This is a genomic window from Rhizobium changzhiense (assembly GCF_013087625.1).
In the GTDB taxonomy this organism is placed as follows: domain Bacteria; phylum Pseudomonadota; class Alphaproteobacteria; order Rhizobiales; family Rhizobiaceae; genus Rhizobium; species Rhizobium sophorae.
The window spans coordinates 1,542,697-1,562,089 of record NZ_JABFCQ010000001.1; the positions used below are offsets into that span (position 1 = coordinate 1,542,697).

Sequence of the window (19,393 nt, forward strand, 5' to 3'; positions counted from 1 at the left end):
ATTGGCGGGGCCAAGCTCCTATAGCTTCAACCAATGAGTCATGACTAGGGCGCTATAATTGAGCTGCCACACAGTCCTGTAACAGCAATCACAAAGCTCGAGTATCGATGCCCACGCTTTATCATCATCCCATGTCATCCGCATCTCGCTTCGTCCGGCTGATCCTGGCGGAATACGGCTATCAGGCGGATCTGATCGAGGAGCAGACATGGGAGAAGCGCCGGGATTTCCTGGCGCTCAATCCGGCCGGCACGCTGCCTGTCTATGTTGACGACAGCATGCGCGCGCTTTGCGGCGCGAGCGTTATTTCCGAATATCTGGACGAGACGCACGGCGTCTTGAAGCGCGACCGGCGGCTGCTCGCCGAAGACCCTTTCCAGCGGGCGGAAATCCGCCGGCTGACCGAATGGTTCATGCAGAAGATGGAAAATGACGTGACCAAGCCGCTCGCCCGCGAGCGTGTCTATAAGTTGCAAATGACCGCCGATCAGGGCGGCGGAGCGCCGGATTCGAAGGTTCTGCGCACGGCCCGCGCGAATATCCGCCAGCATATGCGCTATCTCACCTGGCTTGCCGGCTCGCGCCAGTGGCTGGCGGGCGAGCGGATGAGCTATGCCGACCTTGCCGCCGCGGCCTCGATCTCGATCCTCGATTATCTCGGCGAGATCGAGTGGGCGGATTCGCCCGTCGTCAAGGACTGGTACCAGCGGCTGAAGTCGCGTCCATCCTTCCGGCCGATGCTGACCGAGCGCGTGCGCGGCCTGACACCGGTTTCACACTATGCCGATCTGGATTTCTGACGAGGGCTCTTCATGCCCGAACCTGACAATGACGACAAAGAGCGCCGCCGCCGCGACAATTTGACCGAGTTCGTCCGGTCGGAATCTGCCGCCAAGGGCTTCGATCTCTGCCGCATCACGCGCCCGGACGCGATCCCCGAAGCCAAGGAGCGCCTCGGCCAGTTCATCGATGCCGGGCGCCACGGGACCATGGACTGGATGGCGGAGACGCGCGACCGGCGCGGCGATCCGCTGACACTCTGGAGCGAGGTGCGCTCCGTCGTCGTCTTCGGCCTGAATTACGCCCCGGAAGAAGATCCCCGCGGCATTCTCGACAAGCCGGACAAGGCAGCGATTTCGGTCTATGCCCGCAACCGCGATTATCACGACGTCATCAAGGGCCGGCTGAAGGAGATCGCCACGCGCTTTGCGGCGCGAGCGGGCGCCGATGTGAAGGTCTTCGTCGATACGGCGCCGGTCATGGAGAAACCGCTGGCGGCGGCAGCCGGACTCGGCTGGCAGGGCAAACACACCAATCTCGTCAGCCGCACGCACGGTTCCTGGCTGTTTCTCGGCACGATGTTCACCACCGCCGATCTTGCCATCGATGCGCCGGAGAGCGATCATTGCGGCTCCTGCCGCGCCTGCCTCGACATCTGTCCGACGGCGGCCTTCCCGGCGCCTTATCAGATCGACGCGCGGCGCTGCATCTCCTATCTCACCATCGAGCACAAGGGACCGATCGATGCCGATTTGCGCGCGCTGATCGGCAACCGCGTCTATGGCTGCGACGACTGTCTTGCCGCCTGTCCCTGGAACAAGTTCGCAAGTTCCGCCTCCGAGATGAAGCTCAAGGCGCGGGAAGATCTGAAGGAGCCGTCGATCGCCTTTCTGCTGACACTCGACGATGCCGCCTTCCGTGCCTTTTTCAGCGGCTCGCCGGTGAAGCGGATCGGCCGCGACCGCTTCGTCCGCAACGTGCTGATCGCCGCCGGCAATTCCGGCGAGAAAGGGCTCATCGGGCAATGTCGAATGCTTTCGGGCGATCCCTCACCCGTGGTACGCGGCATGGCGGTCTGGGCGCTTTCGCGGCTGATGGAGGCTGGCGAATTCTCAGTCTTTGCCGCACAAAGGGCGGATGAGAGAGATGACGACGTCCTGAACGAATGGCGATTGGCGGGAGTGGGCTGATGCATGTGATGATCTTTGGCTGCGGTTATTCCGGCACGGCAATCGCCAAGGCCTTTGCCGGCGACGGCGTGTGCGTTTCCGGCACGACGCGCTCGCCAGACAAGATGGAAGCGCTTAGCCGGAACGGCATAGAGGCATTCCTTTTCGACGGCGAGAGCATGGAAGACGGGCTGCGCCAGGCTTTGGACGGCGTTACTCATCTGGTGCAGTCGATCGCCCCTGGAAAGGCCGACCCGCTGCTGCGGCTGCTTGATAAAGACAGCGCACGCCTGCTGCCAAAGCTCGAATGGATCGGTTATCTCTCCACCGTCGGCGTCTATGGCGATCACAAGGGCGCCTGGGTGAGTGAGGAAACGCCGTGCGTGCCCGTTTCCGGGCGATCGAAGGAGCGGCTCGAGGCGGAAGACGGCTGGCTGGCAATGGGCCGGGAACGCGGCGTGCCGGCGGCGGTGCTGCGCCTTTCCGGCATCTATGGGCCGGGCCGCAACGCCTTCTGCAATCTGGACAAGGGCACGGCGCGACGGCTGATCAAGAAGGACCAGGTGTTCAACCGCATCCGCGTCGAGGATATCGGTACGGCGACACGCTTCCTGTCGGAGCGCGGTCTCGGCGGCATCTATAATGTCACCGACGACCGGCCCGGCCCGCCGCAGGATGTGATCGTCGAGGCAGCCCGCCTGATGGGCGTCGAACCGCCACCCGAGCAGGCGTTCGAGACCGCCGAACTGACGCCGATGGCACGCTCCTTCTATGGCGAGAACAAACGCATCTCGAATGCGAAACTCAAGGCCACCGGCTTCGAATTCTCCTTCCCGAACTATCCGATGTCGCTTGCGCAATTGTGGCAGGACGGGCGCTGGCGTGGTTAGAACGCAGTCCTGTTTGCGACGCAATGCGCTCACCCAAAATGAGTAGGAAATTCCAACTTTCCCGCTTTGGTCGGACAATTTTCGCCGCATCTTATGGTTAACGGCCTTTAAATTTGCCCAAATGTGGCAGCAAATATGGCGAAATCGGAAAAATATTTTCGCGATTTTCGTGAACGCTAAGGCGTTAACTATCCCTTCGGAAAATTCGTTCGGATTTTAGCTGATTTTATTAGGTTTTTTCCACATTTGGCGGTGGCATGGATTCCTGAGATTCCATCACCGCCCTCACGAATGTTACAGTTTGTAATATTCCGTGAACTTGCCCGGCACTTTTTCGCCACTTTTTCACAGGTTTAAGCCCCGCCGCCTGCAAGGGCGTGAGTTCAATAGTTGAGGGATACTCTGTTTTGAAGAAAATACGTCGTTCTATTATCGTTGCCGCAACTATTGCCGCCTGTTCTTCCATGCTTCCGGCGGAAGGTTTTGCTGCAAATGGCTGTGGCGGTGCTTCATGGTACGCACTTCGCTCCAAAACTGCTTCCGGGGAACGTATGAACCCTGCCATCTTGACTGCCGCACATCGTTCGCTTGCTTTCGGCACCAAGGTGAAGGTCACCAACCGCAACAATGGCCGCACCGTCGTCGTTCGCATCAACGATCGTGGTCCGTTCATCCGAGGTCGTGTGATCGACTTGTCGCGCGCCGCCGCCCAGAATATCGGCATGGTGAGCTCCGGCACTGCGAAGGTCTGCTACCAGGTCATCAGCTGAGGCCACCACTGACTGCGCCGGAAGCGGCGCTTGCTCTTGCCGTCAATCGCGGTTACCACCCGGTTGAGACTTGTGAACAATCCACTGCGTGACCATCGCGTTTGCGCTGATCGTTCACATGCCATGGCAACAGGAGACATGTGAATGCGTCTGGGCGGCCGCCTCGAAGGGGCGATTTCTGTGCTCGCGGACATCGATGCCCGCAAGCGGCCCGTCGCCGACGCGCTGAAGGACTGGGGCCTCGCGCACCGCTTCGCCGGCTCCGGCGATCGTGCTGCGATCGGCAACATCGTCTATGACGCACTGCGCATGCGGCTTTCCCATGCCTGGCTGATGGATGACGACAGTGCCGCGGCCATTGCCCATGCCGTCATGTTCCGCCAATGGGGTTTCACCCCGGATAGCCTTGCCAGTGAGCTGGCGGATGACAAGTTTGCGCCGGCGCCGCTTTCGGCCGACGCTGTTGCGGCCTTTCAAAGCCGCTCGCTCGACGATGCGCCGCCGCATATCCGCGGCGATATTCCCGAATGGGTCCAATCCTCCTTCGAACAGGCCTTTGGCGCCGGCTGGCTCGCCGAGGCACAGGCGCTCGCCGCCCGCCCGACGCTCGATCTGCGCGCCAACCTGCTCAAAGCCTCCCGCGACAAGGTCGTCAAGGCGCTCGAAAGAGCTGGCGCGCATGCCGCGAAGATCGCCCGCCACGGCATCCGGATTGCCGCCGGCGAAGGCGCCTCGCGTCTTCCCAACGTGACAGCCGAGCTTTCGTTCCAGAAAGGCTGGTTCGAAGTTCAGGACGAGGGATCGCAGATCGTCGCCGACCTGGTCCTCGCCCATGATGGCGAACAGGTTCTCGACTATTGCGCCGGCGGTGGCGGCAAGACGCTCGCCATGGCGGCGGCCATGCAGAACAAGGGACAGGTTCACGCCTATGACGCCGACCGCAAACGGCTGGCGCCGATCATCGAGCGGCTGAAGCGGGCAGGCACACGCAATGTCCAGGTGCATGACGACGCCAGGGCGCTCTCCGCCCTTGCCGGACGCTGCGACAAGGTGCTGGTCGACGCGCCCTGCACCGGCACCGGCACGTGGCGCCGCCGCCCCGATACGAAGTGGCGGCTGACGGCGAAGAACCTCGACGAACGCACCGCCCAGCAGCAGGAAGCGCTGGCGCAGGCGAGCGACTTCGTCAAGCCTAGCGGCGAACTGATCTACGTGACCTGCTCGGTGCTGCCCCAGGAGAACGAGGAACAGGCGCGCCGCTTCACGGCCGCCAATCCTGATTTTCAGATCGTCAGCGCCCTGCCTGCTTGGGATCAGCTCTTCGGAAAGGACGCCCCGCGTCCGCATTCTTCCGACGGACTGACGGTGACGCTGACGCCCGCCTCCACCGACACGGACGGCTTCTTCTTCTGCCGTATGCAGCGGAAGGGCTGAGGCGGTTTCCGCGGAGGCCTGTGACGGATAGCGATGCCGCAGCGAAATGGCGCGGTTGCTGCGAATTTTTCAAGCAGATACCGTTCAAAAATGACCGGTTAGCCGCGCCTGTCCATTCTTAAAATCATTCCAAACTAGAGTGTTTGACACCAGTTTGCTTTTGCGCGAAGAGACGGAGCCCGATTAGACGGAAAATCCCGTCACAGGAGAGGATCATGAAGCTCAACCGCAAATTCCGCGCAGCCGTGCTGGCGATCGCCCCCGCAGCCCTGCTCGCCCTTCCCGCGCATGCCGAGACCAATGCTGCCGCCGTGGTGAAACACTATGCCGACGTGGCGCATGCGAAATACGAGGACTCGCTGACGACGGCCAAGGCGCTCGACGCCGCGATCGACGCCTTCCTGAAGGCGCCGACCGATGCGACGCTCAAGGCCGCCAGGGAGGCCTGGATCAAGGCGCGTGTCCCCTACCAGCAGACGGAAGTCTATCGCTTCGGCAATCCGATCGTCGACGACTGGGAAGGCAAGGTCAATGCGTGGCCGCTCGATGAAGGCCTGATCGACTATGTCGATGCTTCCTACGGCACCGAGAGCGACGAGAATTCTCTCTATGTGGCCAATGTCATCGCCAACAAGACGATCAAGATCGACGGCAAGGATGTCGACGCCTCCAAGCTGACACCGGAATTCCTCTCCGGCACGCTCGCCGAGGCCGGCGGCATCGAAGCCAATGTCGCGACCGGCTATCACGCCATCGAATTCCTGCTTTGGGGTCAGGATCTGAACGGCACGGGTCCCGGCGCCGGCGACCGCCCGGCAACCGATTACGACCTCAAGAACTGCACGCACGGCAATTGCGACCGCCGCGCCGAATATCTGAAGTCCGCCTCCACCCTGCTCGTTTCCGATCTGCAGGAAATGACCGACAACTGGAAGCCGGATGGTGCAGCGACGAAGAACGTCGAAACCGATCCGAAGGCCGGCCTCGTGGCGATCCTGACCGGCATGGGTTCGCTTTCCTACGGCGAGCTTGCCGGCGAGCGCATGAAGCTCGGCCTGCTGCTGCACGATCCGGAAGAAGAGCATGATTGCTTCTCGGACAATACCTACAACTCGCATCTCAACGACGCGATCGGCATCGCTGCCGCCTATACCGGCAACTATACCCGCGTCGACGGCAGCAAGCTCAGCGGCCCATCGCTGCACGATCTGGTAGCCGCCAAGGACAAGGCGCTCGATGCCGAAGTGGAAGGCAAGCTCAACAAGACACTCGATGCGATGAATGCCATGGCAAAGCGCGGCGAGACCGTCGAGAAGTACGACCAGATGATCGGCGAAGGCAACAAGGAAGGCAACGCCGTCGTCCAGGCCGCCATCGACGGGCTGATCGACCAGACGAAATCGGTGCAGCGCGTTATTGCCGCACTCGATCTCGGCACGGTTCAGCTTGAAGGTTCCGACAGCTTGGATAATCCTAACGCCGTCTTCAAATAAGCAAAAAGGCGGGCCGCTTCGACAGCCGGAGCGGCCCGGACCCTGAAATGTCGCATGCCCCGGCCCGCCGATTTTTCGCCAGCGCAACGCTCTGCGCCACGCTTGCCGGTTTTTCCGTCAGCATCGCAGCCGGTTTCGACCTGCCGACGAAACGCACCGACCTCTCCGAATCCGATCTGCAACGCGTCGCCGACGTCACCCGGCCGACAGCGGATTTTTCCAAAGCCGAACAATACGAAGCGATGCAGGCAGGGGCTACGACCTCGATCGACCCTGTCACCGAGGACAGCTTCTCGCATATTTCGGCCAACATCCCTTTCGACGAAGAGCAGAATTTCAAGCTCGGCAATGCGCTCTTCCGCAAGCTCTGGGTGTCCGCTCCCTCCTCGACGCAGGCTTCCGATGGTCTCGGGCCGCTGTTCAACGCCCGCTCCTGCATGAGCTGCCATGTCAATGACGGCCGCGGCAAACCGCCGGAGGGAGGTCCGAGCGCCACCTCGATGTTCCTGCGGCTTTCCCGCGCCGCCACGACGCCGGAGGACGAAAAGGCCATCGCGCAGGCTGATGTCGTCAATTTTCCCGATCCGGTCTACGGCCACCAGCTGCAGGATCTCGCCGTTCCCGGCCTTGCCGCCGAAGGGAAGATGGCGATCAGCTACCGCGAAGAGAGGGTGACGCTCGGCGACGGCGAGACCGTGTCGCTGCGCCGGCCGAGTTATGCGGTGACGAACCTTGGCTATGGGCCGCTCGACCCCGCGACGACGATTTCGCCGCGTGTCGCCTCGGCGATGATCGGCCTCGGACTGATCGAGGCCATTCCCGAAGCCGATATCCTTGCCCATGCCGATCCGGACGATGCCGACGGCGACGGCATTTCGGGGAAGGCGGCGATCGTGCGCGACCATCGCAGCGGCAAGATCGCGCTCGGCCGCTTCGGCTGGAAGGCGCAGAACGCCACGGTGCGCGACCAGAGTGCCGATGCCTTTGCCAATGATATCGGCATCTCGACGCCCGATCACCCGGATGCGCAGGGCGATTGCACCAAGGCGGAAGAGAAATGCCTTGATATGCCGACCGGCGTGCAGAAAAGGCTGGGCGCAGAAGAAGCGCCAGCTCCCATTCTCGACCTCGTCACCTTCTATTCCGGAAATCTTGCCGTTCCGGCGCGCCGCAAGGCGAGTTTCGCCGAGACGCTGCAGGGCAAGCGGATCTTCTACGAAAGCGGCTGCATTTCCTGCCATGTGCCGAAATTCGTCACCCGGCGGGATGCGCCCGACAAAGCGCAGTCCTTCCAGCTGATCTGGCCCTATTCCGACTTTCTTCTGCACGACATGGGCGACGGGCTTGCCGACGGGCAGCAGGTCGGCCTTGCAAGCGGACGTGAATGGCGCACGCCGCCGCTATGGGGTATAGGACTGACCCGGACTGTCAGCGGACACAGCTTTTTCCTGCATGACGGCCGTGCGCGGAGCCTCACCGAAGCGATCCTCTGGCATGGCGGCGAAGCTGAAAAGGCCCGCAACGCTTTCTCCGCCCTGCCGAAAGACGACAGGGCGGCCCTGATTACATTCCTGGAGTCACTTTGATGCGCCTTTGGCACCCCCTGCTCTGCCTTCCTGTGATCGGTCTCGCGACATCCGCGGCCGCCCAGACGGCCACTCCCCCGGCAGGGCTGAACGAGGATGCCGTTCCCGCCGTCATGCAGCGCGCCGTCGACGAGGTGATCCGTCCCGGCTATCGCAACATGCAGCAATCGGCCGCCCGGCTGACGACGGCGATGAAGGATCTTTGCGCCGACGGCACGCAGCAGACGCTCGACAAAGCGAAGTCCACCTTCGACGACACGATCCGCTATTGGTCGATCATCGAGATCGTCCAGACCGGGCCTGTTATCCAGGACAATCTCTTCGAGCACATCCTGTTTTATCCCGACCGCAAGGGCGTCGGCCTCAAGCAGGTGCAGGCGCTGATCGCCAAGGCCGATCCGAACGATGCGACCGTTGATGCGATCGCCGGCAAGAGTGTTGCGTTGCAAGGGCTGACGGCGCTGGAATACGTGCTTTACGGCAATGGCTCCGACGATCTCGTCGGGCAGAAGGGCAGTTTCCGCTGCCTTTACGGCCAGGCGGTCGCCGGCAATATCCAGCGTGAGGCCGGCGAAGTCGTCGCCGCCTGGGAAAAGCCCGACGGCGTGCAGGCGAGCTGGAAACATCCAGGACCGCAGAGCAATGATTTCATGGACAACAAGGAAGCGGTGACGGCGTTGCTCGGCATTCTCGTCCATGGCGCGGAGAATGTCCGCGACCAGCGGCTGGAGCAGTTCTACAAGGGCAAGGACACCACGCCACGGCCGCGCATGGCGATCTACTGGCGCTCCAAGAATACCTGGAAATCGATAGCCGCCAATCTGGAGGGCCTGCGCACGCTCTGGCAGAAGGCCGGCATGGCCGAACTTCTGCCGCCGGACAAGCAGCCGATTGCCGCCGCGATCGACGAGGACTTCAAATCGCTGCTCGACAGCGTACCGAAGCTCAATCCCGACATCGACGTCGCCACAAGCGATGCGGAGAAGGCCAAGCTCGATACGCTGCTTGCCGAAAGCCGCGACCTGATCACCCGGATCAGCGACGAATATGGCGCAGCCATCGGCCTTTCGGCCGGCTTTTCCTTTTCGGACGGAGACTGAGACGATGATGCAAAGTGCCGCAATCGACCGACGCAACTTCGTCAAGGCGGCCGGCCTTGGCTTCCTTGCTTCTTTGGCGCCGAGGTCGCTGATGGCACTCGAGCGGACCGATGCGGTCTATGCCTCGGGCATTCGGGCAGCCGACGGCTCCTTTGCCATTGCGACCGTGACCGAGCGCGGCGAGATCGTCGATCAGGTGGCGCTTCCCGCCCGCGCCCACGGCATGGCCTTCAGCGCCAGTACCGGCAAGACGGTCGCCTTCGCGCGCCGGCCCGGCACCTATGCGATGATCTTCGATCCCTGGAACAAAAGCGAGCCGATCGTCATCAGCTCCAGGGAGGACCGGCATTTCTACGGCCACGGCGCCTTCTCTCCTGACGGCCGCTTGCTCTACGCCAGCGAGAACGACTTCGACGGCAATCGCGGCATGATCGGCCTCTACGACGCCACCAATCGCTTCGCCCGCATCGGCGAATTCGAGACCTACGGCATCGGTCCGCACGACATGACGGTGTCCGACGACGGACGCCTGCTCATCGTCGCCAATGGCGGCATCGAGACGCATCCGGATTTCGGCCGCACCAAGCTCAATCTCGGAGAGATGCAGCCGTCGCTGGCGCTGATCGATGCGGCAACCGGGGCGCTGGTCGAAAAACATGTGCTGCCGGCAGAATGGGCAGAACTCTCCACCCGCCATGTCGATCTCGACGGCGAGGGTCGCATCTGGTTCGCCTGCCAGTATGAAGGCCACCGCAAGGATTTGCCGCCGCTTGTCGGCCATTTCGCCAAGGGCGAGAATCTTACCTTCATCGACCTGCCGGAGGAGACGACGCGCAGGCTTGCCAATTACGTCGGGGCGATCGCCGTCAATCGCAGCGAAGGTCTCGTCGGCATCACCTCGCCGAAGGGCGGCGCCTCGGTGACCATCGACGCTAGGACGGGCAGGATGCTGGCCGAGACTTCCGTTCGGGATGCAGCGGGCATCGCGCCGGCAAGAAGCGGCTTTGCCGTCTCCTCCTATGACGGCGATTTCCTGTCGACCCGCAGCGACGTCGCCTGGGATCAGCACATCGTGCGGATCTAAATCAGAGAAGCGCAATTCCGGACGCAAAACCGCTGCACACTTTTGCTGGAATTGCTTTAGCCGGCGCGGGAATAGGCTTTCTGCTCGGCACTGACGCTCGATGCCGCGGCCCTTGCCGCCTCGTGCAGCCAGTCGTTTCCCCGCGCTGCCAAATCCTTCGAGATCGACGCAATCGCCGCCGCATCGTCGGAATGGCAATTGGCGATCTCGAAGCCCATCAGTTCGAGCATCGTCGGCGAAAGCAGGATCTCCGGATGCCGGTCGATTTCGATCTTGCAGCTGTTCGGCGAGAGCCGGCGCACGAGGATGCGGCCGGAGACCCGGTAGTGAGGATCGGCTGAGCGCGCCCGCCCATTGGCGATCTCGCTTGCATGGATCGCCACATCCTGCGGCCTGTGGCGAAGCGACCAGGCGGACGGCACCAGCGCCTTTGCCTCGCGCAGCACCGGTCCACCTTGCCATTCGGCATAGGCGACGAAACGCGGCCGGCCGAGGCTGCCGGTGCCGCCGCTGCGCGGCTTCGCCACGAAAGGTCCTGATCCCAACGGCAGCGCGTCTGCAAGCGCCTTGACATAGGCTGATGGTGCCGGCTTCTTGCCGGGCTGCAACATTTCATATTTCTCCCAGAATTCCCGGCGTTCGGAATTCGGCAGCAGCAGCGCCTTGCGCAGCCATTTGTGGTCGCGCTCGAGGATGACGGGCAGCGGATTTTCGAGGCCGCGGCGATAGCCGCTCAAGATCAATTGGCCGATCATGCGAACCGAGGGACCGTCGCCGCCGCGGGCCAGGACGGCGCTTGCAGCAAGGCGAACGAGATCCAGCGCATAGGGCATCACCGCCGCGTCGTCGAAATCATTGACGCCCCAGACGAGCCGGCCCTCGACATCGCGCCAGGTGCCGAAATTCTCCAGATGCGTATCGCCGATTGCCAATACCTCGGGAGCGCGGCCGAGTTCCGGGCAGATATCGAGGACGATCTCGCACCAGCGCCAATAGGTGGCGCGCAGGAAGACGAAATCGTCGCTCCGCATCTTCTCGTGCTTCTCTCGCAGATCATCCTTGACGAGATCGCCGCCGAGTTCGCCGGCCAGCCAGGTCTCGAAATTCCGCACCGATTGCGATATCGTCGTCATGCTGGCGCTCCATCATTTCGCGACCCGATGCGGAGAATACGCGCACCGCGCGAAGCTGCAATCGTCTTCGCATCGGATCGCCACAATCCAGCGGTACTGGCCAGCGCTACCGGCCAGCCGTACCGGCTTGCACGGCGGCGGAAAGGTGAAGGGTTGCCCCGGCGACACGGTCCCGGGTTTCCATCGCCGCCCGGACCGATTTCAACAATGTCCAGCTTGTCGAATGCGGCGCGCCATGCCACTTTCGCGGCTGCAAGAGGGGCAGACATGAGCGAGACTGACAGGGGCGATTTCCGCGCGCGAATCCGCCGCAATTTTGCGCGGCAGGCGGCGATGGAGACAATCGGCGCGGAGTTGACGCGTGTTGAGCACGGCGTCGTCGAGATCGAGCTTCCCTTCGACGTCAAACTGACACAGCAGCACGGCATCCTGCATGCGGGCATCATTTCCGCCGCGCTCGATTCGGCTTGCGGCTTTGCCGCCTATAGCGTCATCGACCCGGAAGCCTCGATCCTGACGATCGAGTTCAAGGTCAATCTCATGTCGCCGGGGCGTGGCGATCGTTTCCTGTTTCGCGGGGAAATCACCAAACCCGGCTCCACCATCATCGTCGCCGACGGGCGAGGCTACGCAATCAGCGACGGGCCGGCCAAACTCATCGCCTCCATGACCGGAACGATGATGGTGATCCGCGGTAGAGAGGGCATTACGGGATGAAGTTCGAACTGAAATCGGTCGCCGGGAAATCCATCCTTTTCGTCATGGCGGCGGAGGCCGAATACGGTCCCTTCCTGCGTTCGCGCATCGAACCTTTGATGACCGGTGTCGGCCCGGTCGAAGCAGCCATCGCGCTGAGCAAGACATTGGCGCGGCTGGATGCAGCCGACGACCTGCCCGATCTCGTCGTGTCCCTCGGCTCGGCCGGCTCCGCGAAACTGGAGCAGACCGAAATCTATCAGGTGACCTCGGTTTCCTACCGCGACATGGACGCCTCGCCGCTCGGCTTCGAAAAGGGCAAGACACCCTTTCTCGACCTGCCGGCAACGCTCGAGCTGCCGCTGCGCATTCCCGGCATTGCCGAAGCAAGCCTTTCCACCGGCGGCAACATCATTTCGGGCGCCGCCTATACCAATATCGACGCCGACATGGTCGATATGGAGACCTATGCGGTGCTGCGCGCCTGCCAGGGCTACAAGCTGCCGCTGATCGGCCTTCGCGGCATTTCCGACGGCGCCGTCGAGCTGCAGCATATTTCGGGCTGGACCGAATATCTGCACATCGTCGACCGCAAGCTCTCCTATGGCGTCGACAGCCTGTTCACGGCGCTGGAGGACGGGGTTTTCTGGTTCTGAGCCCTGAAGCGCCGCGCGCCTTGTCAGACGCGCGGGGGACAATCGGAACAATAAAAACCTGATGCCGCCGATTTCCCGGATTGCAAGGCGAGGCGCTTTTCATTAAAGCCTCGCCATGACCCAGACAGCACATCCCGACTCCGTTCTCATCGTCGATTTCGGCAGCCAGGTGACCCAGCTCATCGCACGACGCGTGCGCGAGGCCGGCGTCTATTGCGAGATCGTCCCCTTCCAATCGGCCGAAGAAGGCTTCAACCGCCTGCAGCCGAAGGCCGTGATCCTGTCCGGCAGCCCGGCTTCCACGGTGGACGAGGGATCGCCGCGAGCGCCCCAGATCATCTTCGACAGCGGTCTGCCGGTCTTCGGCATCTGCTACGGCCAGCAGACGATGTGCATGCAGCTCGGCGGCAAGGTCGAGAGCGGCCACCACCGCGAATTCGGCCGTGCCTTCCTCGACGTGGACAGGGACTGCCAGCTGTTCGAGGGCCTCTGGTCCTCCGGCTCGCGCCATCAGGTCTGGATGAGCCATGGCGACCGCGTCACCGCGCTGCCGGATGGTTTCGAAGTGGTCGCCACCTCCTCCAACGCGCCCTACGCCTTCATCGCCGACGAGAAGCGTAAATATTACGGCGTGCAGTTCCACCCGGAGGTGGTGCATACGCCTGACGGCGCCAAGCTGATCGGCAATTTCATTCATAACATTGCCGGCATCAAGGGCGACTGGTCGATGTCGGCCTACCGCCAGAAGGCGGTCGAGCAGATCCGCGCGCAGGTGGGCGACAAGCGCGTCATCTGCGCGCTTTCGGGCGGCGTCGACAGTTCCGTCGCGGCCCTCCTGATCCACGAGGCCGTCGGCGACCAGCTGACCTGCATCCTCGTCGACCACGGGCTGATGCGCAAGGACGAGGCGGCCGGCGTCGTCGCCATGTTCCGCGAGCACTACAATTTGCATCTGCTGCATGTCGATGCCGCCGATCGCTTCATCGGCGAACTCGAAGGCGTCAGCGACCCGGAAACCAAGCGCAAGATCATCGGCCGGCTGTTCATCGAGACCTTCGAGGAAGAGGCAAAGAAGCTTGGCGGTGCCGATTTCCTCGGCCAGGGCACACTCTATCCCGACGTGATCGAGAGCGTTTCCTTCACCGGCGGCCCGTCGGTGACGATCAAATCGCACCACAATGTCGGCGGCCTGCCGGAGCGCATGAAGATGCAGCTCGTCGAGCCGCTGCGCGAGCTCTTCAAGGACGAGGTGCGCGCGCTCGGCCGCGAGCTCGGCCTGCCCGACAGTTTTATCGGCCGCCACCCCTTCCCGGGCCCCGGCCTGGCGATCCGCTGCCCCGGCGGCATCACCCGCGAAAAGCTGGAGATCCTGCGCGAGGCCGATGCGATCTATCTCGACGAAATCCGCAAGGCCGGCCTTTACGACGCCATCTGGCAGGCCTTCGCCGTGCTGCTGCCCGTTCAGACCGTCGGCGTCATGGGTGATGGCCGCACCTACGAATTCGTCTGCGCGCTGCGCGCCGTCACTTCGGTCGACGGCATGACCGCGGACTTCTACCACTACGACATGGAATTCCTCGGCCGCGCCGCGACCCGCATCATCAACGAAGTGCGCGGCATCAACCGGGTGGTCTACGACGTCACCTCGAAGCCGCCTGGTACAATCGAGTGGGAGTGAGGGATACAAACGACAAGCTGCATTGTCCAACTTCGAAAAGCTGACATTGCTTATGACGCATCCGAATGCCAGCCGATTATTTCGGTGCTATGCGTTCGAATCCCGCCCGGTCCGCCATTCCGCCACGTACCGCCGTTTGCCGCCGCTTCCAGCTTTTGAGCCGCAGCCCCCTACGCTTTGTCCCGAAAAGACGGCCGGTGGGACGAAGCCGACATTTCTGAGCTATGCCTTGGACGGCCGGCTACCGACACTTCCATTTCTAAACCGCAGCCGCTTCCCGACGCCTGCCACGGAGGGCAAACGTCGGGGCAGGACTTCAGACGGTCCGAACGGTGCCGCCATCGATGACGAACTCGGCGCCGTGGATTGCGGCGGCGCGATCGGAGGCCAGGTAGGCGATCAGGTCGGCGACCTCATAGGGTTCGGCCGCCCGTCCGATCGGGATGCCGCCCAGGCTGTCAAGGACAACTTGCCGCGCGTCGTCGATCGTGCCGCCATTGGCGGCCTGAAGACGTTCCAGCAGGTGGACCGACGACTCGGTCATGATCCAGCCGGGCGAGACGACGTTGACCCGCACGCCTTTCGGCCCCAGTTCCTTGGAGATGGACTTGCTGTAGGTCCTGAGCGCGGCCTTGGCGGCAGCGTAGGCGGTGGTCGCCTCGGGAAGCGGCAGGACCGACTGGATGGAGGTGACATGCACCACCGCGCCGGCGGCCCGTTCGATCATCTGCGGAACGAGGAGGCGATCGAGACGGACCGTAGCCAGGAGGTTCAGGTTCAGTTCGGCGAGCCAGTGATTGTCGGTCAGGGCGACAAAGCCGCCGCCGGGCGTGGACGAGCCGCCGATCACATGGGCTAGGATGTCGACGCCGCCGAGACGCTCGAGCGCCGCCTTGGCCAGGACTTCTCCGCCCACAGCCGTCGTCAGGTCCGCCTGGACGTATTCGACGCCGTCTATGGGCTCAAGGGTTCCGCGGGCGGAGGTGATCACCCGGGCGCCGCCAGCCAGGAAGCGGTCGACGGTGGCGCGGCCCAGCCCCTTGGTGCCGCCGCTGATGAGCACCCGCTTTCCTGCGAACTCGGTCGGATCAACCTTGAGGTTCATAGCGTGATCTCCAAGGTTTTGATCGCATCGTTTTCGAGCGTGAAACCATAGGTGAAGCGAAGCGGGCTGCCTGGGAAGTCGCCATGGGCAGGGCCTTCGACCACGACCTGATCGTTCTCATGGCGAACGGTATCCGGCGTGAAGATCGCCTTCGCGCCGACTACCGCCTCTTCGAGCAGAGTCCGCACCTCGGCGTGGCCCTCGAAACGCTTTCCGTTGTCCAGGATGACCGCATTGGCGGCGAAAGGCTTCAGCATGCCGTCCACATCGAGCTGTGCGTTGGCCTCTACGTAGTCGGCTATGGGTTTGGGTAATTCGATCATTGTTGCTCCTTGACGTGAGAAGCTTGATTTAGGGGCAGACATAACTCACGATAATCGGGGTAAACTGGGATGTGGTATTGCGAAAAATGGGACAATGTCGAAACACGGCCTGACCGAATTTGATGCTGTTCTCGCCATTGCGCGGCGCGGATCGTTCCGGGCGGCGGCGCTGGAGCTTGACCTGTCGACCACTGCACTGAGCAATGTCATCGGCAAGGTGGAGCGCCAGCTCGGCGTCCGACTGTTCAATCGCACCACCCGAAGCGTTTCGCTCACAGACGCGGGACGAAACTTCGTCGATCAGATTGGCCCTGCCGTGCAGACGCTGCACGATGCGATGGGCGCGGCCCGCTCGCAGCAGGAGACCCCATCCGGAACCCTTCGGATCAATGCATTCGCGACAGGTGCGCGGGAGGTGCTGGGTCCGCTTCTGTTGAAGTTCTTGCGGCGCCATCCCCAAGTTCACATCGATCTCGTGACCGAGGGCCGGATCGTGGACATCGTTGCCGAAGGGTTCGATCTTGGCCTGAGGAGCGCGGACCTGGTGCCAAGCGACATGATTGCCGTTCCCGTCGGTCCTCCACGCAGCTTTGCCGTGGTCGCATCGCCCGAATATTTCAAAGCCAACGGCAAGCCCCGCGTGCCCCCGGACCTACTGCGCCTCGCATGCCTCCGCATCCGGTTGCCGAATGGCGCGCTGCATCGCTGGCAATTCGAAAAGGATGGTCAGCCCGTCCAGATCGACGTTCAAGGTCCTATTACGCTGGATGAGGCAAGCCTCGCGCGCATCACTGTCCTCGATCACGTCGGCATCGGTTACTTTATGGAGTCGGATGTGCGCGAAGACATCGAGGCAGGGCGTCTCGTTCGGGTCCTGGACGACTGGACGCCGCTACTGGCACCCCTGTGTCTCTACTATCCTAGCAGGCGCAATCCCTCGGCCGCGTTTAAGGCATTGATCGACATGGCGCGTAACCCTGCTAACTGAAGGTTTGCAGATGACGGGTTTTGTCGAAAGCGCGAGTTAGCAATCGCGGTGCCAACGACCGAGCTTAGTCGAGGCCATTCGTGTGCTCGTAGCGCTACAGCGTAGATATAGTGCTCATCTTCATCGGGCGTGGCCCGCCAAACACCGCCGATTGCCCTCCATGGCCCGCTATTCCTGTCGATTGCCGCATGACACCAAGCGGCATGGAAAACTTCGTCATCCTGATACCGCATCATCAGGACACGCACTCGGCTTGGCTTCTTGGTCATTTTATCCTCCAGTGATTGGAGGATTCCTGATGCAGGCCAGGCCTTGCCCGTTTGCGTAGGTGCCGGGTCGTGCCAACGCTGTCGGTACTTTTCGCCGCAATCTGGGTTCGGGCGTCAGAGCGGGAAAGGATCAGGAAGAGCCGATAGTAGCCGATAGATGGCTTGCGGAGGTCGACGAAAATTCCTCAACGATATCAGTCGTGTAGCTTTCTGACGGGTCCTGGGCCGGTAGTAATTGGGCGGAAAAATATTTTCTGTAATAAATTCAGATGGTTGATGTGCCCCCCGAACAATCGAGTGGGAGTAGGGGATAGTGTAGGCGGGCCGCCTCCGAGGTCAGAGGTGCCGTATCTCTGCCGGCGCCCGGTCCCATCGGTCGTGGAGGCCATCGACATGGTGTATGGGCGCGGCCATCACAGCGTCCATGTCCAGCTCCTCCACACAGTTCACATTGACGTTGTAGTACTGCCGGTTCTCCGCTGGGAGGTCGACGAACTCATACGGATGGACGCCACAGCGCTTGCAGAAATAGTGATGCGCGACGTGGTCATTGAAGCTGTAGTCCTGCAGGTATTCCGCGCCGGCCAGCAGCCGCACGGCGTGCGATCCGGCCTCGAAGGACCACAGTCGATTCCTGGCGCAGATCGTGCAATTGCATTTCCAAGTGCCCGCCGCCAGGTCGATATCGGCCTCGAATCGGATGGCACCACAATGGCAGCCGCCAGTATATGTCTTGAGCATGGCTACTCCTTTCGAGTCTTTGTCGAACGCGGTCCGCGTAGATAGACACTCGCGAGAGCATCTGAATAGAGGGGCACCCTGCACCGTCATGGCCAGGCACGCCCCGTCTGGTCACCGGCTGCGGCCTCGATACGGTGGAACAGGACCGCTCCCGCTGTCTCAAATTGCAGCGGATCTTACGCGGGATGACGCCGCCTCGTACGGCTGCAGTGATTGCGTCCCTTGTCGGTCCCCCAAAGGGCGAAGACGATCGCCTCGTCTCACGTCGCATTTGCTTTTCCGCGCGGCGGCGGCCGCGCGCATTCCAGACCGACGCTCTTGGAGCAGGCGGTCTGTTGGCATGGCGTCGCGAAGCCCAAAGGGCTTACTGCTTCTCTATCATCTCAATGATCTGGATCAAATTTCCGCAGGTGTCGTCGAAAACAGCCATGCGAACTGTGCCAGCATCCATCGGTTCTACCGTGAACCTGACGCCAAGATCACGCAATCGCTGATACTCGGCGTCAAGGTCATCGACTTGAAACGAGGTGGCAGGTATGCCGTCCGCAACCAGAGCGCTTTTATAGGGCTTCGCCGCGGGATGGCCACTGGGCTCCAACAGCAGCTCGGTTCCCGCCGGATTCTCCTTTGACACGACGGTTAGCCAGCGATCGTCGCCTATCGGCACGTCGTGCTTCGGAACGAAGCCCAGTAACTTGGTGTAGAAGTCCAAGGCCTTCTGCTGGTCATCGACCAGCACGCTGGTGACATAGATTCTCATGGATATTTCCTTCCACCGCTCCCGCTTGCACGTCTTCCTACAATGTGTAACTTACATTCTGTAGAAATCAAGGAGGTGAGTTGCGTTGGTGAAGCTGCAGAAGCAACTGCGTCGAGAACAGCTTCTCGACGTCGCGCTGAGCATTGTTAGTGAACGGGGCGCCGATGAGTTGACGTTGGGCAATCTGGCGCTCAGGGCCGGCGTCAGCAGGCCCGTGGCCTACGAGCACTTCACGACGCGAGCAGGGCTTCTCATTGCTCTATACCAGCGGTTGGAGGACAGCTATGTCCGGACGCTGAAAGACGCGCTGGCTGCCGCGCCGCGGGACCTTGAGGCGATCGCAGCAGTCATGAGCGCGTCCTATTTCAACTGCCTTGCCGACCTTGGTCCGGAAGCTCTGGCGATTTCGGCGGCGCTCCAGGGAAGTGGGGAAATGGCCAAGCAACAGCAGAGAATGATGGACGAGTATGTCGCAATCATGGGCGCCGCGTTGCGCCCCTTTATCGCGCCGCCCGGCGAAAGCTTGCGCATCCTCTGTGTCGGGCTGCTGGGCGCCGCTGAGGCAATTGCCCGCGATGTGCAGGCCTCTCGCACCTCGCAGGCGGCAGCCGTTCAGGCATTGACATCGCTCATCGCCAAGGGCGTTGGCGATCGAAGGCAGCGGTGATCTGAGCCGCTCATCGCCTGCCTATCTCTGGCCCCTTCCTCGTGAACTCCCATATCCAAACGAAGCGAGGG

At 62.1% G+C, this 19,393-nt stretch carries 20 protein-coding genes; 14 read left to right on the forward strand and 6 right to left on the reverse strand.

Features of this window, described 5'->3' with window-relative positions; translation table 11 throughout:
* The first annotated feature begins 107 nt into the window (after nucleotides 1–107).
* From G9X68_RS07725 to G9X68_RS07735, 3 genes are read left to right on the forward strand one after another with little or no spacing between them, the layout of a single operon-like run.
* On the forward strand, nucleotides 108–800 hold the full coding sequence (locus G9X68_RS07725) for a glutathione S-transferase family protein (protein WP_003544722.1): 693 nt from the start codon (nucleotides 108–110) through the stop codon (nucleotides 798–800).
* 12 nt (nucleotides 801–812) lie between these two features.
* Nucleotides 813–1,970 carry a tRNA epoxyqueuosine(34) reductase QueG gene (queG, locus tag G9X68_RS07730; protein ID WP_171601886.1) on the forward strand — a complete coding sequence of 386 codons (1,158 nt, stop codon included), beginning with the start codon at nucleotides 813–815 and terminating at the stop codon, nucleotides 1,968–1,970.
* Nucleotides 1,970–2,839, forward strand: coding sequence for an SDR family oxidoreductase (locus G9X68_RS07735; RefSeq protein WP_171601887.1), 870 nt, complete (start codon nucleotides 1,970–1,972; stop codon nucleotides 2,837–2,839). The genes queG and G9X68_RS07735 overlap by 1 nt, the downstream gene beginning before the upstream one ends.
* Nucleotides 2,840–3,068: 229 nt before the next feature.
* Here G9X68_RS07735 and G9X68_RS31820 read toward each other — a convergent pair whose 3' ends face one another.
* Complete coding sequence (locus G9X68_RS31820) at nucleotides 3,069–3,371, reverse strand: hypothetical protein (protein WP_244956142.1); 303 nt, start codon at nucleotides 3,369–3,371, stop codon at nucleotides 3,069–3,071.
* Here G9X68_RS31820 and G9X68_RS07740 point away from each other — a divergent pair.
* The 6 genes from G9X68_RS07740 (at nucleotide 3,304) to G9X68_RS07765 (ending at nucleotide 10,306) form a co-directional block, all read left to right on the forward strand.
* Nucleotides 3,304–3,609 carry a septal ring lytic transglycosylase RlpA family protein gene (locus G9X68_RS07740; protein WP_018447889.1) on the forward strand — a complete coding sequence of 102 codons (306 nt, stop codon included), beginning with the start codon at nucleotides 3,304–3,306 and terminating at the stop codon, nucleotides 3,607–3,609. The genes G9X68_RS31820 and G9X68_RS07740 overlap by 68 nt on opposite strands.
* Before the next feature lie 144 nt (nucleotides 3,610–3,753).
* Nucleotides 3,754–5,043, forward strand: a complete 1,290-nt coding sequence (locus G9X68_RS07745) for an RsmB/NOP family class I SAM-dependent RNA methyltransferase (RefSeq protein ID WP_171601888.1) — start codon at nucleotides 3,754–3,756, stop codon at nucleotides 5,041–5,043.
* A gap of 215 nt (nucleotides 5,044–5,258) precedes the next feature.
* Entirely contained in the window at nucleotides 5,259–6,536 is a 1,278-nt protein-coding gene (locus G9X68_RS07750; protein ID WP_171601889.1) for an imelysin family protein, read from the forward strand.
* A 47-nt stretch (nucleotides 6,537–6,583) separates the two neighbouring features.
* Nucleotides 6,584–8,122 carry a di-heme oxidoreductase family protein gene (locus tag G9X68_RS07755; protein WP_171601890.1) on the forward strand — a complete coding sequence of 513 codons (1,539 nt, stop codon included), beginning with the start codon at nucleotides 6,584–6,586 and terminating at the stop codon, nucleotides 8,120–8,122.
* Nucleotides 8,122–9,222 carry an imelysin family protein gene (locus G9X68_RS07760; protein WP_171601891.1) on the forward strand — a complete coding sequence of 367 codons (1,101 nt, stop codon included), beginning with the start codon at nucleotides 8,122–8,124 and terminating at the stop codon, nucleotides 9,220–9,222. The genes G9X68_RS07755 and G9X68_RS07760 overlap by 1 nt, the downstream gene beginning before the upstream one ends.
* A 4-nt stretch (nucleotides 9,223–9,226) precedes the next feature.
* Nucleotides 9,227–10,306, forward strand: coding sequence for a DUF1513 domain-containing protein (locus tag G9X68_RS07765; protein WP_171601892.1), 1,080 nt, complete (start codon nucleotides 9,227–9,229; stop codon nucleotides 10,304–10,306).
* A 56-nt stretch (nucleotides 10,307–10,362) separates the two neighbouring features.
* Here the strand turns inward: G9X68_RS07765 and G9X68_RS07770 are convergent, their stop codons facing one another.
* A complete protein-coding gene (locus tag G9X68_RS07770; protein WP_171601893.1) occupies nucleotides 10,363–11,439 on the reverse strand; it encodes a DUF2252 family protein in 1,077 nt (358 codons plus the stop codon).
* A 267-nt stretch (nucleotides 11,440–11,706) separates the two neighbouring features.
* On the opposite strand from G9X68_RS07770, the gene G9X68_RS07775 reads away from it, so the two are divergent.
* The 3 genes from G9X68_RS07775 to guaA all read left to right on the forward strand — a co-directional run bounded on the left by G9X68_RS07775 (nucleotide 11,707) and on the right by guaA (nucleotide 14,469).
* Entirely contained in the window at nucleotides 11,707–12,156 is a 450-nt protein-coding gene (locus tag G9X68_RS07775; protein WP_003544704.1) for a PaaI family thioesterase, read from the forward strand.
* Nucleotides 12,153–12,791 carry a 5'-methylthioadenosine/S-adenosylhomocysteine nucleosidase gene (locus tag G9X68_RS07780; protein ID WP_168308017.1) on the forward strand — a complete coding sequence of 213 codons (639 nt, stop codon included), beginning with the start codon at nucleotides 12,153–12,155 and terminating at the stop codon, nucleotides 12,789–12,791. The genes G9X68_RS07775 and G9X68_RS07780 overlap by 4 nt, the downstream gene beginning before the upstream one ends.
* A gap of 115 nt (nucleotides 12,792–12,906) precedes the next feature.
* Nucleotides 12,907–14,469, forward strand: coding sequence for a glutamine-hydrolyzing GMP synthase (gene guaA, locus G9X68_RS07785; RefSeq protein WP_027669259.1), 1,563 nt, complete (start codon nucleotides 12,907–12,909; stop codon nucleotides 14,467–14,469).
* Nucleotides 14,470–14,785: 316 nt separating this feature from the next.
* On the opposite strand, the gene G9X68_RS07790 is transcribed toward guaA, so the two are convergent.
* Both G9X68_RS07790 and G9X68_RS07795 read right to left on the reverse strand, forming a co-directional pair.
* A complete protein-coding gene (locus G9X68_RS07790; RefSeq protein WP_171601894.1) occupies nucleotides 14,786–15,574 on the reverse strand; it encodes an SDR family oxidoreductase in 789 nt (262 codons plus the stop codon).
* Nucleotides 15,571–15,897, reverse strand: a complete 327-nt coding sequence (locus G9X68_RS07795) for a nuclear transport factor 2 family protein (protein WP_171601895.1) — start codon at nucleotides 15,895–15,897, stop codon at nucleotides 15,571–15,573. Before G9X68_RS07795 ends, G9X68_RS07790 begins: the two co-directional genes overlap by 4 nt.
* 94 nt (nucleotides 15,898–15,991) lie before the next feature.
* Here G9X68_RS07795 and G9X68_RS07800 point away from each other — a divergent pair, with 94 nt between their 5' ends.
* Complete coding sequence (locus tag G9X68_RS07800) at nucleotides 15,992–16,885, forward strand: LysR family transcriptional regulator (RefSeq protein ID WP_171601896.1); 894 nt, start codon at nucleotides 15,992–15,994, stop codon at nucleotides 16,883–16,885.
* Between the two features lie 605 nt (nucleotides 16,886–17,490).
* Here the strand turns inward: G9X68_RS07800 and G9X68_RS07805 are convergent.
* Nucleotides 17,491–17,895: a GFA family protein gene (locus tag G9X68_RS07805; protein ID WP_171601897.1), complete on the reverse strand. Its 405-nt coding sequence runs from the start codon at nucleotides 17,893–17,895 to the stop codon at nucleotides 17,491–17,493.
* Between the two features lie 364 nt (nucleotides 17,896–18,259).
* Nucleotides 18,260–18,655 (reverse strand): VOC family protein, encoded by a 396-nt coding sequence (locus G9X68_RS07810; protein ID WP_171601898.1) that lies wholly within the window; start codon nucleotides 18,653–18,655, stop codon nucleotides 18,260–18,262.
* A gap of 88 nt (nucleotides 18,656–18,743) precedes the next feature.
* Here G9X68_RS07810 and G9X68_RS07815 point away from each other — a divergent pair, with 88 nt between their 5' ends.
* Nucleotides 18,744–19,322 (forward strand): TetR/AcrR family transcriptional regulator, encoded by a 579-nt coding sequence (locus tag G9X68_RS07815; RefSeq protein WP_342355322.1) that lies wholly within the window; start codon nucleotides 18,744–18,746, stop codon nucleotides 19,320–19,322.
* The last annotated feature ends 71 nt before the right edge of the window (nucleotides 19,323–19,393 follow it).